This window comes from Hydrogenophaga luteola, from assembly GCF_042648585.1.
Taxonomy (GTDB): domain Bacteria; phylum Pseudomonadota; class Gammaproteobacteria; order Burkholderiales; family Burkholderiaceae_C; genus Hydrogenophaga; species Hydrogenophaga luteola.
This window is the reverse complement of the sequence record NZ_JBHRXX010000007.1, coordinates 806,429-822,236: the sequence shown is the minus strand read 5'-3', so window position 1 is coordinate 822,236 and position 15,808 is coordinate 806,429. Positions and strand designations below refer to the sequence as shown.

At 59.9% G+C, this 15,808-nt stretch carries 13 protein-coding genes and 1 tRNA gene; 6 read left to right on the top strand and 8 right to left on the bottom strand.

The genetic code is table 11. The features are described 5' to 3' along the window. Positions 1–514 precede the first annotated feature (514 nt). Positions 515–2,515 carry an ORC-CDC6 family AAA ATPase gene (locus ACFOPI_RS18665; RefSeq protein ID WP_382177147.1) on the top strand — a complete coding sequence of 667 codons (2,001 nt, stop codon included), beginning with the start codon at positions 515–517 and terminating at the stop codon, positions 2,513–2,515. A 279-nt stretch (positions 2,516–2,794) separates the two neighbouring features. Here ACFOPI_RS18665 and ACFOPI_RS18660 read toward each other — a convergent pair whose 3' ends face one another. Then, positions 2,795–4,147 (bottom strand): hypothetical protein, encoded by a 1,353-nt coding sequence (locus tag ACFOPI_RS18660; protein WP_382177144.1) that lies wholly within the window; start codon positions 4,145–4,147, stop codon positions 2,795–2,797. Between the two features lie 551 nt (positions 4,148–4,698). On the opposite strand from ACFOPI_RS18660, the gene ACFOPI_RS18655 reads away from it, so the two are divergent. Then, positions 4,699–5,046: a KTSC domain-containing protein gene (locus ACFOPI_RS18655; RefSeq protein ID WP_382177141.1), complete on the top strand. Its 348-nt coding sequence runs from the start codon at positions 4,699–4,701 to the stop codon at positions 5,044–5,046. Positions 5,047–5,142: 96 nt separating this feature from the next. Here the strand turns inward: ACFOPI_RS18655 and ACFOPI_RS18650 are convergent, their stop codons facing one another. The 7 genes from ACFOPI_RS18650 to cysS all read right to left on the bottom strand — a co-directional run bounded on the left by ACFOPI_RS18650 (position 5,143) and on the right by cysS (position 11,750). Further along, positions 5,143–5,478, bottom strand: coding sequence for a DMT family transporter (locus ACFOPI_RS18650; protein ID WP_382177139.1), 336 nt, complete (start codon positions 5,476–5,478; stop codon positions 5,143–5,145). A gap of 658 nt (positions 5,479–6,136) precedes the next feature. Further along, positions 6,137–6,229, bottom strand: a tRNA-Ser gene (locus ACFOPI_RS18645). A gap of 60 nt (positions 6,230–6,289) precedes the next feature. Next, positions 6,290–7,570: an aspartate kinase gene (locus ACFOPI_RS18640; protein WP_382177136.1), complete on the bottom strand. Its 1,281-nt coding sequence runs from the start codon at positions 7,568–7,570 to the stop codon at positions 6,290–6,292. A gap of 108 nt (positions 7,571–7,678) precedes the next feature. Beyond that, entirely contained in the window at positions 7,679–8,662 is a 984-nt protein-coding gene (tilS, locus tag ACFOPI_RS18635; protein WP_382177133.1) for a tRNA lysidine(34) synthetase TilS, read from the bottom strand. A gap of 8 nt (positions 8,663–8,670) precedes the next feature. After that, on the bottom strand, positions 8,671–9,654 hold the full coding sequence (locus ACFOPI_RS18630) for an acetyl-CoA carboxylase carboxyltransferase subunit alpha (protein WP_066158442.1): 984 nt from the start codon (positions 9,652–9,654) through the stop codon (positions 8,671–8,673). A 60-nt stretch (positions 9,655–9,714) separates the two neighbouring features. Next, complete coding sequence (locus ACFOPI_RS18625; protein ID WP_382177129.1) at positions 9,715–10,365, bottom strand: DNA-3-methyladenine glycosylase family protein; 651 nt, start codon at positions 10,363–10,365, stop codon at positions 9,715–9,717. After that, a complete protein-coding gene (gene cysS, locus ACFOPI_RS18620; RefSeq protein WP_382177127.1) occupies positions 10,365–11,750 on the bottom strand; it encodes a cysteine--tRNA ligase in 1,386 nt (461 codons plus the stop codon). Before cysS ends, ACFOPI_RS18625 begins: the two co-directional genes overlap by 1 nt. 377 nt (positions 11,751–12,127) lie before the next feature. Here cysS and ACFOPI_RS18615 point away from each other — a divergent pair, with 377 nt between their 5' ends. The 4 genes from ACFOPI_RS18615 to ACFOPI_RS18600 all read left to right on the top strand — a co-directional run bounded on the left by ACFOPI_RS18615 (position 12,128) and on the right by ACFOPI_RS18600 (position 15,802). Next, complete coding sequence (locus ACFOPI_RS18615; protein ID WP_382177227.1) at positions 12,128–13,090, top strand: nuclear transport factor 2 family protein; 963 nt, start codon at positions 12,128–12,130, stop codon at positions 13,088–13,090. 233 nt (positions 13,091–13,323) lie between these two features. Further along, a complete protein-coding gene (locus ACFOPI_RS18610) occupies positions 13,324–14,568 on the top strand; it encodes a L,D-transpeptidase family protein (RefSeq protein WP_382177124.1) in 1,245 nt (414 codons plus the stop codon). 92 nt (positions 14,569–14,660) lie between these two features. Then, complete coding sequence (locus ACFOPI_RS18605; RefSeq protein WP_382177225.1) at positions 14,661–15,293, top strand: peptidylprolyl isomerase; 633 nt, start codon at positions 14,661–14,663, stop codon at positions 15,291–15,293. Between the two features lie 2 nt (positions 15,294–15,295). Next, positions 15,296–15,802, top strand: a complete 507-nt coding sequence (locus ACFOPI_RS18600) for a peptidylprolyl isomerase (protein WP_066261378.1) — start codon at positions 15,296–15,298, stop codon at positions 15,800–15,802. The last annotated feature ends 6 nt before the right edge of the window (positions 15,803–15,808 follow it).

The following is a 15,808-nucleotide window of genomic DNA, read 5'->3' as shown; positions in this document are numbered from 1 at the left end:
TGGTGGCCGAAAGACGGCACTCGCTACACTCACGTCCGTCCTTGGCATCAGGATGGCGGTTCAAGGCTGATTGCTGACGATGCGGTTTGGCTGCCCACTGTCGACGGTTGCCGATACCCGACATTGGCCGGCGTCCCCGGCGTGGGCCCGTCTTTGATTCAAAACCAGTCTTCAATGGGCGCGGAAGCATGTCGACATGCCTCGGCTGGCTAACGGTGGCCCCCATCCGCTGCGAAGTGCGACCCTCGACCCCATGCGGTCGCGGTTAGGGCGCCACGGGAAGCGGCGTCTGAATGCCCAGGGCAACTCTCGGTGTTAAAGCTCGCGTACATCACGCGATGTCGCCTCACTGCGGCGAATTACTGGCGTGGAGCGGATGGCACCAAAGCAAGTCCAGCTCATGCGGGGTCACCCCGAACAGAGGGGGTCACAAATTGAACGACAATGGCCTAATTCCTACTGAGGCACTCCGCTGTGATGCTTCCAGTGAATTGACCACTAACTTTATGCCCAGATGATTGCCTACGCCGACGCCAAGATAACGGAAGCATTCAACTCCATGCTCCGCACCGACTACATATCGCTGAACGATACAGATCGGCTGGGTCTTCTCGCGAAATACTACGTAGATTACTTTGGCCTCATCCCAGAGGTGCTGTCCGACACCGACCAGCTGATCGTCGGCCGACGTGGGACTGGCAAGACGACCCTCTTGTACCGGGCGTTTGTGGGCTGTATGCAATCCTGGCGGCACGATCATCCGGAACACATCGCTCCCAAGCAAAGGACGCTAGGCATCTATGTGGATCTGAGTAAGTGCCAATACATCGAAGATGTTGCTGATACAGACTTTGTAGCATTTGAGCATGCGTTTGTTAGTGATGTCTGCGATGCTATTACGGAGCAGCTTACTCGTTTCTGGCCTGCATTGGCTCAAGAACCAGGATACTTCTCCAAATTGTTCAGGGCAGCCGAGAGCAACCAAGTCGCCGAAGTAAGGGGTGTTCTCGATGGCATCGCAAGACTTTTGCGTGAGGGCCTACCGCGAGTGATTGACCGGTCCTCCGCGGTCGATGTTAAGGAGTCGTCCGGGTCGACGCAGACAAATAGCGCTGAGCTCGGAGCAAAACTCAGTGACGGTGACCCATCAATCACAGCAAAGCTGAACGAGGGGCGTATCGAGTCACGTGCAAACGAGCGCTCATACAGCACGCGAACCAGCTATCGACTCACTGTTGCCGACATCCTTCGCATTCTTGGAGATTTGCGAGAGAAGGCAGGGATATCTGCAACGTACTTATTCATAGATGAGTTCTCCGCACTCTCAACGGACTTGCAGCGCCGATTTTCAACTCTTTTGAAGAAGCTGTTGGGCTCACACGCTGGGGTTTTCATCAAGCTGAGCGCCATCACTGACAAGTACGCCCTAGGAAGTGCCATCATTTTGCAGCGTGACTTATTTGAGCTTTCACTGGACCTCGATGCATTTGTCGAAAGATCCCATTCGCTTAACGATGCAATGGAAGGATTGGCGGATTACTCAGAAAAGATTGTTCGCTCTCGTCTTTCTGCCTACTCCTGTCCTCCACCCGAGGAGATCTTTGAGGAACCCGGAGAGACATACGCCCTTCTGAGCAAGTCTGCGATGGGGGTGCCGCGAACTCTTGGTATTGTGCTGAAGCAGAGTTGGAGTCGATCGCGACAAGGTAGTGCGCGTAAGATTCGGAAATCTGACATCAGCTTTGGAATCCGATATGCGTCAACAGCGTACCTGAACCAGCTTCTAGGCGCAGCGAGAGATGGCGTTGCGATTCCGTCGTTTCACGAAGACATGTGGAACTCGTTGCTGATGCGTGCGCAGGCAGAAAAGACAAAGGTGCCTGACGTGGCAGCAAGTCATTTTCTGATCTTAGTTCGGAACGAGCAAATGCTGTCGATGTTGAACATGTTCTTTCTGGTCCATTTGTTAACAAAAGGACGCACCACGAAAAAGGAGCGGTCATCCCGGAACTTGTACTGCTTTGACTTTGGCGTGTGCGAGGAGAACAACCTCGGATTTACGACGGACAAAAACGTGATAAGGCAGCAGCGGTTTGCGTATGACGATGCGCTTACCCGATTTGAGAAGTACTTCGGAGTGACTCCAGAAGCGACGTTCCGGTGTCCGCAATGCGGCACGGTATACGCTGAAAGCGAGCTCATAGTTGCAGGCACACAGTTGATGTTTTGTCCGAGAGACAGAGCAGATCTGGTCAGCCAACAATCGGCTGATTCGAGACTTCAGTACACCGAAGAAGAAACCAAGATCATCGGTTCCATACGTTCGGCAGCTCGCGAAGACCAAGTTTTTGCAAGACAGATTGCCGATGATGTTGGCTGCTACGTGCAGAAGGTTTCCAAGTTCGGCGAGCGCTTGGAAAAGGTCGGTGTTGTTAAGCGCGAGACTCATCCAACGGAAAACAAGCTTTTCTATTACGGCGGTGGTACCAGTGGATCTTCTGAAAATTTAAGGTAGCCGAGGAAAGATCACGGAAGTCTAACGGGCGTTTTGCGCTCCAGCCGAGGATATTCACCCCTATCGTCACGTGCGACCCTGCAGGTCAGGGTGCCTCAATGAACGCCTAGGAGCCAGCGCCGTGAGTTCCGCCCTTACCGTCGGACGACCGCCACCGTTGCGCAAGCGTCTTTCGTATCCTTTGGCGATCCCAGGCTGAAGTGAGTCACTAGAGTGCGTTGATCCGAACGGTAGCGTCGGCCTTCAGCGGTCGTTCAGTTACAGATCAGTACAAATGGACTAGAGACAAGCCTCGGAGAATCGCGTGACCCAGGACATACCGTCGTCTAGCTCAAAGAAGCAGCCTTCTATATCGAAGGTCGATAGGGAGTTTTTGTCCCCAGCAAAGACATTTACAATAGTGTCATCTCCTAATAATGCGGGAGGCAGATTTAGCTGGCGAAAATCCAATTCCGCGGATTGAAAGCCAATGGTTTTGAAATTCGCATAACCAGAGCGCGCCAATATCTTTATGTGTTCAATATCGGTCTCATCGAGCGATCTGAGCAAAAAATCAGCTTCGGCTTGTGCCGCAACAGATAATTCGTCCTCTGAAGTGCCAAGCGCATTCAAAGCAGCTGCAATTGCAGTGGTGGCATGCCTTTCGCTTTCAATGACATTCTCTGGAAGTGCGTTGCATAGCAGGTAGTAGATTATTCCGAGATCACGACTCTTGAGTCCATCTCTAATTGCTTTAGAAAACTCATGTTGAATGGGAATATTCAACACCTCCTCGATTGGACAGATTTCAGCGAGTTTGTCGAATATGACCTCTGGTATGTTTAATGCTACGCGCGTCAATCGCGAACATAGCGCGAAAGCCACAAGTGCATCCTTGCACCCAAGTTTGTTTGCAAGGATATGCACGCATACGGAGTATTCGGTGAAATTTTTTGAGTAGAGAAATTGCATCGTCTTGTGATGAAACTCTCGGTCCTCAACTATTCTGTATTCCGGATCGGTCAACTGGAGTAGACGGGAGACACTCATTATCTCTTGCGCCATTGCCGAGGCCTCCAATATCGACACGGTTGACACCGGCGATCGCACCATTAATTGCTCGTCTGAATTGCGAAATTGAGAGAACAAAATAGGCCGACTTGATATCCTTCCCCTGGCATCAAATGTTCGGCCAATTGTTATTTTTGATTGCCATGGCCGACCTTCGTGGGCTTTGTACAAAACGGTATAATAGTTCGGTAGCCTGATGTTTCGTGCATGGTCGGAAAACTCCCTGGCCTTGTAATAGTTTCCCTCATCACGATTTATGGAGCTATAAGCCTTGCTCATTATCAGCAGATGTCGCAAGCCCCATAGCGTAGAGGTGGCATCGACGAAATGGGTGTACTCGTGCACGACCAAAGGCTGTGCCTTTGCTATAGCGGCGAATTGCTGCCCCGCCATCAGATTTGGCTTACCATCATTCCATTCAGGCTTGAATTCATTAAGTGCTGTTCTTGCGCGGTCTAAGTCTGCGGCGACAAGTGATTTTAAGTGGATTACCGCGGTGCTAAAATCAAATGTGCCAAGCACGTCGACTGCCGAAAGGTGATCGCGCTGAGCCACCCGCTTTTCAAATTCAGATCCACGCATCTCTCTCTATCCCTATGGTTCTCAGATTCGAGGATGTTAATCGAACTTGACCTGCCCCCACCAGCCATACCACGGTAAACGAGAGAAGTCCGTCAACCCTGGAGAATGACGGGGCGGAATTTTGATTCGTCGCCAACTATGAACACGCAGGATGGATGACAGAACAGCCTCCACGATCGTTCGGGAACCAGCGGCATAGCGGATGAATTGATAACAGCTTCGTGCAAGGAAGCAGACATGCAGCACCGATGTCATACGACGGCTATCGCTGCATTGCCGACGCCCACCGCCGCGCTGTTGCGCTGCGACAAGCTGTTGGGTACGTTGGCCGGTCGTGGGTCACACCGGATGCTGGTCCGCCTGCGCAACGCGACGGCAGTCGTGAATCAGGGACTGTGTGCGTTGGCACGGCAATGGTGCGATGCCCACACCGAACGGCTGTGGGTGCCTGATCCTGGCAGGACCACATTGCTGTCGGGCGACAGTACACTCGCCACGGCCGGCAGACGCTGCGGCAAGCTTGAAAACATGTCAGGGATTTGGAGGGCACTTTGAAGATCGTCATTCTTTCAGCGCTGGTGTTCGTATGCCAGCTCGCCACGGCCGAGACGGTTCAAGTGAAGTACCACGGTACAGTGGCATTGGACTCGTTCGCCTGCACAGCGGTTAGCGAGAGCAGCGACGTTTCGAGGATCTGTTACGACAAAGCAGAGCGGTACATGGTCATTCGGCTGAAGGCCACGCACTACCACTACTGCGAGATCGACGCTTCAACTGTTCAAGGTCTTCTTCAGGCCAGCTCAAAGCGCGAGTTCTTCCAGACCCGCATTCGTGGAAGCGGATCTGACGGCCCCTTCGACTGTCGCACGCACCCTATTCCCAAGAAGTACCGGCAATAGGCTGTAAAGACAGCCGTCGACTAAGAGCAGGCTGTCGAATACTTTTGAAGCGGACGTTCAACGTTCGAGCCGAGCGGCTCGAGCGAAGGTCAGGCGTCATTGCTGGTTGCCGAGATTGAGCATGACGACGCCGCCAACTACGCAGACCAGGCCCAGCGCCTTGACGATGCCCAGTTGCTCCCCGAAGACCGCGACTCCGACCAGAGCAGTTGCTGCAGTACCGCTTGAGGCCCAGACCGCGTAAGTGATTCCCATGTCGAGGTGCCGCATAGAAGCAGCCATGAGCCAGATTGCAAGCGCGTAACAAGCAGCCGCTGTGGCAGATGGGAAGAGTTTGGAGAAGCCATCGGAGTACTTGAGCGCGACCGTTCCGACAACTTCTGCGATAACGCTGGTTGCAACGAGCAGCCAGGCCAACAGGTTTGGATTCATGTGGCACCTCTGCCGTACTTGCTCGCTTGTCACTTGTACCGAGTGACACGAGCAGTGCGGTGGAGCGGTACCAACTTTAGATGCACAGTGTAGCAAGGCGGCAGACAACTCCAGTCCGCTGAAGCCCTTTCCCTTGCCCTGAGGGACCGCTTTGCGGATCCTGTCGAAGGACTGTAGGGGGTCGACAGCGTGAAATCGCTCCTTTGATCTGCTGAAGAGTTGGCGGGGTAACCTGTGCCCTGGCTTGCTGCCATGACTGCAGCTCCCTCGATACCGGCCATTGATGCTGCCGCGCTGCTAAGAGAGTATGGCGGCTTCGTGCCTGGCACTGTGAATCCAGTTTCTGTCTGCGACAGAAGGCAAGCGCTGCGGACCGGACTACCCTCCCCTCCTCAACAAAGCTATTCGCCATACATCTCAAATGGTCTGGCGAGATCGCTCAGCGGCATGCCGATCAAATCCCTGCGCTGATTGAGCTGGAGTGCAGTTTGACAAAAGCCTCACTGCCAAAAAGCTGCGTTAGAGAATGGCCCGCGGCAAAGGCCAGAAAAGCAGCAGCGAGAGAAACCACAGAGAAAAAGCCACCGTCCGCAAACCCGCGAAAACACTGGGTCCAGAAAGACAAAAGGCCCCCACTTGCGTGGGAGCCTTGTCTTACTGGCGGAGTGAGAGGGATTCGAACCCTCGATGAGGCTCTACACCCCATACTCCCTTAGCAGGGGAGCACCTTCGGCCACTCGGTCATCACTCCAGAGCCGCGTATTATGCCTCAAGTCATCCCCGTTTCCGGGGCGGCCATTGGCTTGCGGCTTCACTTCGAAATCGTATCAGCCGTCTGATCCAGATCGAACTCGCGGTGCAGCGCGCGCACAGCCAGTTCCATGTACTTCTCGTCGATCACGACCGAGGTCTTGATCTCGGAAGTCGAGATCATCTGGATGTTGATGCCCTCGTCGCTCAGACACTTGAACATGCGGCTGGCCACCCCCACGTGGCTGCGCATGCCGATGCCGACGATGGACACCTTGCAGATGCGGTTGTCGCCCACCACGTCGGCCGCGCCCAGGGCCGGCAGCACCTTGCCCTTGAGCAGGTCCAGCGTCTTCTGGAAGTCGTTGCGATGCACGGTGAAGGAGAAGTCGGTCTTGCCGTCCTTGCTGAGGTTCTGGATGATCACGTCCACCTCGACATTGGCCTCGGCCACAGCCCCCAGGATCTGGTAGGCGATGCCCGGCTTGTCGGGCACGCCCAGCACGGAAACCTTCGCTTCGTCGCGGTTGAAGGCAATGCCGGAAACAACGGCTCGTTCCATATCTTCGTCTTCCTCAAAAGTGATCAGGGTGCCAGAGCTGGCTTCTTCGTTCAGGTCGATGTCCCAGGGCGTGAAGCTGGACAGCACGCGCAGCGGCACCTTGTACTTGCCAGCAAATTCCACCGAGCGGATCTGCAGCACCTTGGAGCCCATGCTGGCCATTTCGAGCATTTCCTCGAAGCTCACGCGCTCCAGGCGCCGCGCTTCAGGCACCACGCGCGGGTCGGTCGTGTAGACGCCGTCCACGTCGGTATAGATCAGGCATTCGGCGGCCTTCATTGCAGCGGCCACGGCCACGGCCGAGGTGTCGCTGCCGCCGCGGCCGAGCGTGGTGATGTTGCCATCGGGGTCCACACCCTGGAAGCCAGTCACGATGACGACCTTGCCGGCGGCCAGGTCGGCGCGCACGCGGACATCGTCGATGGATTCGATGCGCGCCTTGGTATAGGCGTCGTTGGTCTTGATCGGCACCTGCCAGCCGGCGTAGCTGACGGCGTCGATGCCTTCGGCCTGCAAGGCGATCGCCAGCAGGGCCGAAGAGGCCTGCTCGCCGGTGGCGGCCAGCATGTCCAGCTCGCGGCCATAGGCCTTTCCGAGCTGGGCGGGTTGCAGTTCCTTGGCCAGGGCCAACAGGCGGTTGGTTTCGCCGCTCATGGCGCTGGGCACCACCACCATCTGGTGACCAGCCTTGTGCCACTTGGCGACACGCCGGGCCACGTTGCGGATGCGCTCGGTGGAACCCATGGAGGTGCCGCCGTACTTGTGAACAATCAAAGCCATCGGGTTGGATCGGAAGAGGATCGTTGGAGTGACCACGCGGGTGTTGGTCGCGCTGGGCCGGTGCCGGAACCAGCCGGGCCGCCGGATGCTTCCGGCAAAGCCTTGGAATTATATCGGCGCGGCCCTGGTCGGCCGGCCGAACGTCAGATGCCCACCGTCCCGGCGCAGGGTCCCGTCGGCCACCTTGAGTTCGATGCGATGCCCCCGCGTCAGGCAGGCCGTCACCTGGTTCAGCACCTGCTCCATCTGGGCCGTGGTGGGCACCACTCCCCAACCAGACCGCAACCAGTGGCGCAAAACGTTGGCTTGGCGCTCCCGGCTGAGCACCTGCAAACCGGTAATGGAGGGAGGCTCACCCACCGCTGCCAGATCGATGCGCGCCAGGTCGTCCAGCAACTGCTGGGCCTGCGCGGCATGGCGCGCACTGCGAGCAAGCATGAGGCGAAAACCCGGGAAGCAGGCCTCCCATGCGGGCAACAAGGTCTTGCGAATGCGATTGCGCGTGAAACGCAAGTCGGCATTGCTCGGGTCGTCGGCAAAAGGCTCCCCACTGCATTCGACCCAGGCCCGCAGAGCACCGGCGGGAATCTCCAGCAAGGGACGGGCAAAACGCATGCCGTGGCGCTCGAAGTGATCGGGCATGGCTGCCAGCCCCGGCAGGCCGCCGCCGCGGCTGAGCGCCAGCATCAGGGTCTCGGCCTGGTCGTCGGCGTGGTGGGCCAGCAGCACCAAACCTGCACCTGCGGACTTGGCCAGATCCGCCAGTGCACGGTAACGATAAAGGCGCGCAGCGTCCTCCGGGCTCTGGCCTCGCGCAGGCCTGGCACGGACATGCGCCAGATGCAATGGCACACCCAGACGATCACAAGTGGTCCTTGCCGTGGTTTCGAAGGCATCTGCCGCAGCCTGCAAGCCATGATGCACGTGAAGGGCCACCACGCGCCCCGGCCAGAGCGCGTGGGCCGCCACCAGCAGCGCGGTGGAATCGGCACCGGCGCTGTAAGCGACAGCCAGCTTGGTCCAGGTGTCCGGACCCCCTTGCGCAGACCAGCGCAACAGCGCCGGGCCGCAGGGGTTGGACGACGCCGTCACAAAGCGCCTCAGCGCTTGGCGCTGTCGGCCTTGGTGTCGGTGAAGCGGCCGTAGCTGTCCAGGCGCGCGTGGCGGCGCTCCAGCAGCTCCTTGACCTTGAGATCGGCCACCTGACGCCAAGCGTCGTTGAGGGCTCGCTTGAGGAACGCGGCCATCTGACCAGGGTCGCGGTGCGCACCGCCAACCGGCTCGTTGACGATCTTGTCGACCAGACCCAGCGCCTTGAGGCGATGCGCCGTGATGCCCAGCGCCTCGGCCGCGTCGCTGGCGCGGTCGCTGGTCTTCCAGAGAATCGACGCACAGCCCTCGGGACTGATCACCGAGTACACCGAGTACTGCAGCATCAGCACCTGGTCGGCCACAGAGATGGCCAGTGCACCGCCCGAACCACCTTCACCGATGATGGTGGAGATGATCGGGACCTCCAGCTGCGCCATCTCGAAAATGTTGCGACCAATGGCCTCGGACTGGCCGCGCTCCTCGGCGTCGATGCCGGGATAGGCACCGGGCGTGTCGACGAAGGTGAAGACCGGCAGCTTGAATTTCTCAGCCAGCTTCATCAGGCGCAGCGCCTTGCGGTAGCCCTCCGGCTTGGTCATGCCGAAGTTGCGCAGGCCACGCTCCTTGGTATCCCGCCCCTTCTGGTGGCCGATCACCATGCAGGGCTGACCGTTGAAACGGGCCAGACCACCCACGATGGACAGATCGTCCGAGAAATGACGGTCGCCGTGCAGTTCCTGGAAGTGCGTGAAGATCTCGTTCACGTAGTCCAGCGTGTACGGCCGGTCCTGATGGCGCGCGATCTTCGTGATCTGCCAAGGCGTCAGAGTGCTGTAGATGTCCTTGGTGAGCTGCAGGCTCTTGCCCGACAGCTGTTCGATCTCGGCAGAAATGTCGACCGCGGATTCGGTCTGCACATAGCGGAGTTCTTCGATCTTGCTTTCGAGTTCGGCAATGGGTTGCTCGAAGTCGAGGAAATTTCTTTTGGCCAAGGTATGACTCCTTTGGTCTTTGTGCGAACGACGTCCGGAAACAGGAAAGCCCCGAAGGGCTCAGTAGCTGACCGGCAGCGGGTCCAGCGAGCGCCAAATATACCAAGTGGCGACGCTGCAGTAAGGCGCCCAGGAAGCAGCCACCTCACGGATCTCGCTGCGGCTGACCGGCTCCCCCGAAAAGTAGGCCCGGCTGATGCCGTTCTGCAGGCCGATGTCGTCCAGCGGCAGCACGTTCGGGCGCATCAGGTGAAAAATCAGGAACATCTCGGCGGTCCAGCGGCCAATGCCGCGGATGGCCACCAGCTCGGCGATGATGGCATCGTCGTCCATCTCGGCCCACTTGGCCACATGCACCTGATCGTTGGCAAAGTGCAGCGCCAGATCAACCAGGTACTCGACCTTGCGCGCCGAAAGACCGGCCGCCCGCATGTCGTCTACCTTGAGCTTGAGCACATAGGCCGGTGTCATCTTGCGCGGCAGCTTTTCGAAGCGGTCCCACACCGACTGCGCTGCCTTGACCGAGATCTGCTGCCCCACGATGCTGCGGGCCAGCGTGACGAAGGCATCGCCTCGCGACTGCAGGCTGGCGCCCGCGTGCTGAGGAATGAGCTTCTTCATCACGCGATCACGCTTCATCAGATGCCGACATGCTTCCTGCCAGTACAGCGGCGCATCTGGCCCAACATCGGGCAACTGCGAGGTCACCATCAGGTGCGCTCCCAGGTGGTGCCAGCCGGGCCATCCTTGAGCACGATACCCTGGGCCAGCAGTTCCTGCCGAATGCGGTCGGCCTCGGCAAAGTTCTTGGAGGCTTTGGCGGCGGCCCGGGCCGCAATCTGGTCGGCAATGGCGGCTTCGTCCAGGCCATCACCGGTGCCCCCCGCTTGCAGATAGCTTTGCGGATCCTGCTGCAGCAGACCCAGCACGCCCCCGAGCGCCCGCAACACACCAGCCAGCGCGGCATCGCGGGTGCGGTTCACTTCAGTGGCCAGATCGAACAACACGGCAACGGCCTCGGGCGTGCCGAAGTCCTCGTCCATGGCGGCCTTGAACCGGGCGGCAAACGGCTGCTTCCAGTCAATGCTCGCAGGCATCTCGGCCTTGACCGCGGCCAGCGCGGTGTAGAGGCGCTTGAGGGCCGAACGCGCGTCGTCCAGATGAGCGTCGCTGTAGTTCAGGGCACTGCGATAGTGAGCCCGCAGCACGAAAAAGCGCACCGTTTCGGCGTCGTACTTCTCCAGCACCTCACGGATGGTGAAGAAGTTGCCCAGGCTCTTGGACATCTTCTCGTTATCCACCCGCACGAAGCCGTTGTGCATCCAGAAACGCGCCAACGGCTGGCCGGTAGCACCCTCGCTCTGGGCGATCTCGTTTTCGTGGTGCGGAAACTGCAGGTCGGCACCACCGCCGTGAATATCGAAGCTCTCGCCCAGCGTCTCGCAACTCATCGCAGAGCATTCGATGTGCCAGCCGGGGCGGCCCATGCCATACGGACTATCCCACTTGGCTTCGGCAGGCTCATCGGCTTTGGCTGACTTCCAGAGCACGAAATCCAGCGGGTCTTGCTTGCCATCGTCCACCGCCACACGCTCGCCGGCGCGCAGGTCGTCCAGCGACTTGCCGGAGAGCTTGCCGTACCCAGCAAACTTGCGCACCGCATAGTTCACATCGCCATTGGGACTGCGATAGGCCAGCCCTTTGTCTTCCAGCTGGCGCACGATGTCCAGCATCTGCGGCACGTAGTCGGTGGCGCGCGGCTCGTGAGTCGGACGCTCGATGCCCAGCGCGTCCGCGTCCTGGTGCAGCGCCTCGATCATGCGGTCGGTCAGCTGCTTGATGGTCTCACCGTTCTTGACCGCGCGGGCGATGATCTTGTCTTCGATGTCCGTCACATTGCGCACATAGGTGACACGATACCCGCTGGCCTTGAGCCAGCGCTGCACCACATCGAACGCCAGCATCGACCGGGCATGACCGAGGTGACAGAGGTCGTAGACGGTCATGCCACAGACATACATGCGCACATGCCCGGGATCGAGCGGCAGGAACGGCTCGACGCCGCGCGAGAGGGTGTTGAAGATTCGCAAGGACATGGAAGGCCAGCCGAATGACCCGACCGGAGCGCACCTGCAGGCAGGAAACACCTCGACCCGGGCGTCGACAGGATTCAGGAACAAAGAAGCGCGAGAACAGCGGACATCACACCGGTGTCGCGCGACCACCGGACTGCAGGGCCTGGCGGAGGACCCTCAGATACAATGCGCCAGTATATCCAGCCCACTGCGCCACAGGCATTTTCGATGCCCGCACACAGGAGCGCTATAGTATTCGCCGACCGGCGCAGGCCGGCCTTCGGTTTGCTGTTGTCGCCATCTGAGGTCACATGATCAACCCCATGCAATTTCCCTCTGCCCAGCCCGTCAAGTCCCGCAGTTTCGGTACCCGGCGCCCCCTCGCTCCGCTGCGCCTGATGGCTCTGTGCGTCGCAGTTTCAGCGGCACTCGCGGCGCCTCTGGTGCAAGCCCAGGCCGACGACTACGCAGAGGTCAATCGCCTGTTGCGCGCCGGGCAGTTCTCGGAGGCCATGAACAAGGCCGACCAGTACCTCGCTGGCAAGCCCAGGGACCCTCAGATGCGCTTTCTCAAAGGCGTCATCCAGACCGAAAGTGGCAAACAGGCCGATGCGGTCGCCACCTTCCAGAAGCTGACCGAAGAGTTCCCCGAACTGCCGGAGCCTTACAACAACCTCGCCGTCCTGTACGCAGGCCAGAGCCAGTTTGACAAGGCGCGCGCAGCGCTCGAAATGGCGATCCGCACCAACCCCAGTTACGCCACAGCGCACGAAAACCTGGGTGACGTCTACGCCAAGCTCGCCAGCCAGGCCTACAGCAAGGCCTTGCAGCTGGATGCGGGCAATGCCGGGGTCGCCCCCAAGCTGAGCCTGATCCGCAACCTGTTCGCCACCGATGCCAAGGGCGCCAAGCCAGCAGCAACAGCTCCTGCAGCACCAACGCCTTCGGTTGCCACAGCCAAGCCCGCAGCGTCTGCTCCCGTCGCGGCACCGGCCACCCAGGCCCCTGCCGCCACCGGCAACGCAGAAAGCGACGTGGAATCAGCCGTGGCGGCCTGGGCCAAGGCCTGGTCCAGCAAGAACATGTCGGGCTACCTGGGCGCCTACGCCGGCAACTTCACCCCTCCTGGCGGCCAAAGCCGCAGCGAGTGGGAGGCCGACCGCAAGGCCCGCATCATGCCGCGCAACCGCATCGACGTGGACATCAGCGAACTCAGCGTTTCGGTCAACGGTGACCGGGCCTCGGCCAAGTTCCGCCAAGCTTACTCATCCGACTCACTGAGTGTGACAAGCCGCAAGACACTGGATCTGGTCAAGAGCGGAAATCGCTGGCTGATCGTGCGCGAATCCACGGGATCCTGATGGCCGGTCGGCGGTTTTTCCAACGGGGTCACGCCAGCGTACCAGCCGCCTCCCTGCGCACCGTCTCCGGCCTGCCCCGATGGCTGATCGGGGCACTGGCATTTGCCGCACTGTCAGGCTCTCTCCTGGCGTTCTTGCACCAGAGGTCTGCGGGTGCCCTGCTCTCTCGCCTCCCTACCGGATCGACCACAGCGGACACCGCAGGATCTGGCCCGTCAATCATTGAGGCCGCCATGGCCCGGATGCACGACGCGTCCGATGCGATCAAGTCAGTGGCCAGACCCACCGGTCTGCAAACACAGCCTTTATCGGACGATGCGATGGCCCGCGTCGCCCCCTTGTTGGGTCGGGCCGAGGCCAGACTGATCGACATCTACCGTCTCATCAGCCAGGGCCAGCACCGTGAGGCGCTGTCACAAGCTGAGCGCCTGGTCCGCGACCACCCCAACTTCCACCTTGCACATCTTGTGCACGGAGACCTGCTGAGCCTGCAGGTGAGGCCCGTCCGCCAACTGGGTGACGTGCCCGACACCACCGCCATTGCTGCGGGGCAGCAGCTCGCCGTTCTTCGGGACGAGTCGCGCCGACGCCTGCGCGCACTGACCGAAAGACCTCCTGAAGGCGCTGTTCCGTCACAGTTCCTGAGCCTTGCCTCCCAGAGCAGGCATGCGATCGCTGTCGATGCATCCCGGTCACGCCTGTATCTGTTCGAGAACCAGACACCATCCGGCAGCCCGGACGGTTTGCTGGCGGCGCCTCCCAAGCTCAAGCTGCTGGGCGACTACTACATCTCGGTCGGCTTGTCGGGCATCGAAAAGGAAGTGGAAGGCGACAAGCGCACGCCTCTGGGCGTGTACTACATCACCAGCAACCTGCATCCCGACAGCCTGCCCGACCTCTATGGTGTCGGTGCGCTGCCCATCAACTACCCGAACCCGCTGGACCTGCAGCGCGGCAAGACCGGCAGCGGTATCTGGCTGCATGGCACGCCACGGGAGCAGTTTGTCCGTGCACCACAGGCGTCGGACGGCTGCGTGGTGCTATCCAACCCAGATCTTGAGCGCCTGCTGTCCACCGTGCAGATCCGCACCACACCAGTGGTGATCGCCCCCGAACTCCAATGGGTGCAACCGCAAGAGCTAGACGCAGAACGGCGTGCATTCGAGAGCACGCTGGCCTCATGGAAAGAGGCCAAGAGCACCGGCCAGAGCGACCGCCTGAGCACGTTCTACTCCAGCAAGTTGCTCGCCGGAGGCGGGTCTGGCGGCGGCCGCCCGGAGGTCGGTCCAGAGCTGGCAAAAGGGATCAAAGCAGTCGACATCAAGGATGTTTCCGTGCTCCGCTGGAAGGACCAGCAGGACACGATGGTGGTCACCTTCGGAGAAGTACCACAAGGGCAAAGCCGCGGGGTGACCCGGCGCCAGTACTGGACCCTGGAGCGCGACCAATGGAAAATTTTTCATGAAGGGACTCCCTGATGCCGTCTGAGTTCGATCACACAACCTTGGACCGCCGGGCCACGGTGCGCACCCTTGTACTCGCCACCCTGGCGGCATGCACCTTCGGCACCCTGTCCATTTCCGATGCCGGGGCCGCTGGCGCATCGAACCCCAAGGTCCGCCTGAGCACCTCGGCCGGTGACATCGTGCTGGAGCTGTACCCCGACAAGGCACCCAAGACGGTCGAGAACTTCCTTCAGTACGTCCGCGACAAACACTACGACGGCACGGTGTTCCACCGCGTGATCGACAACTTCATGGTTCAGGGTGGCGGGTACGACGCAAAGTATCGGGAAAAGCCCACCCGCGCACCGGTCGCACACGAGGGCCAGGCCGCACTGGAACGGGGAGGTCCCCGCAACGTGGTGGGTACGGTCGCCATGGCGCGCACCAACGATCCGCACTCCGCGACCGCCCAGTTCTTCATCAACGTGAAAGACAATGCCTTTCTGGACCCGACCCCCATCCCGCCAGGGGATCCGGTGCCGCGCTTCGAATACGGCGGCCGTGTCTATGAAAATGTGCCTCGCGCCAACCTGCTGGCAGCCGGACAGCTGTTTGGCTACACCGTGTTCGGCAAGGTGATTGCCGGCATGGACGTGGTCAACAAGATCAAGACCACGCCCACCGGTGCCGGCGGCCCCTTCCCGACGGACGTTCCCAAGACGCCCGTCACCATCCTCAAAGCCACTCTGGAGAACTGAATATGGCCAACCCCCAGGTCGAACTGCACATCGCGGGCCTCGGCGTCATCACGCTCGAACTCGACGCCGAGAAAGCCCCCCTGACGACCGCCAACTTCCTGGCCTACGTCAACAAAGGCCACTACAACAACACCGTGTTCCACCGTGTGATCCCCGGCTTCATGGTGCAAGGCGGCGGTTTCGAGCCCGGCATGAACCAGAAAGCCACCGACGCACCGATCCAGAACGAAGCCAACAATGGGCTGCGCAACGAGATCTACACCGTGGCCATGGCGCGCACCAGCGACCCGCATTCAGCCAGCGCCCAGTTCTTCATCAACGTCGCCAACAACGCTTTCCTGAACCACACCGCTCCGAGCGCCCAGGGCTGGGGCTATGCGGTGTTCGGCAAGGTGGTCTCGGGGTCTGATGTGGTGAAGAAGATCGAAGCCACCCCCACAGGTCGTCGCGGCTTCCACGACGACGTTCCCAAGCAGGACGTGGTGATCGAAAAGGCCGTCGCACTCTGAGGCTCG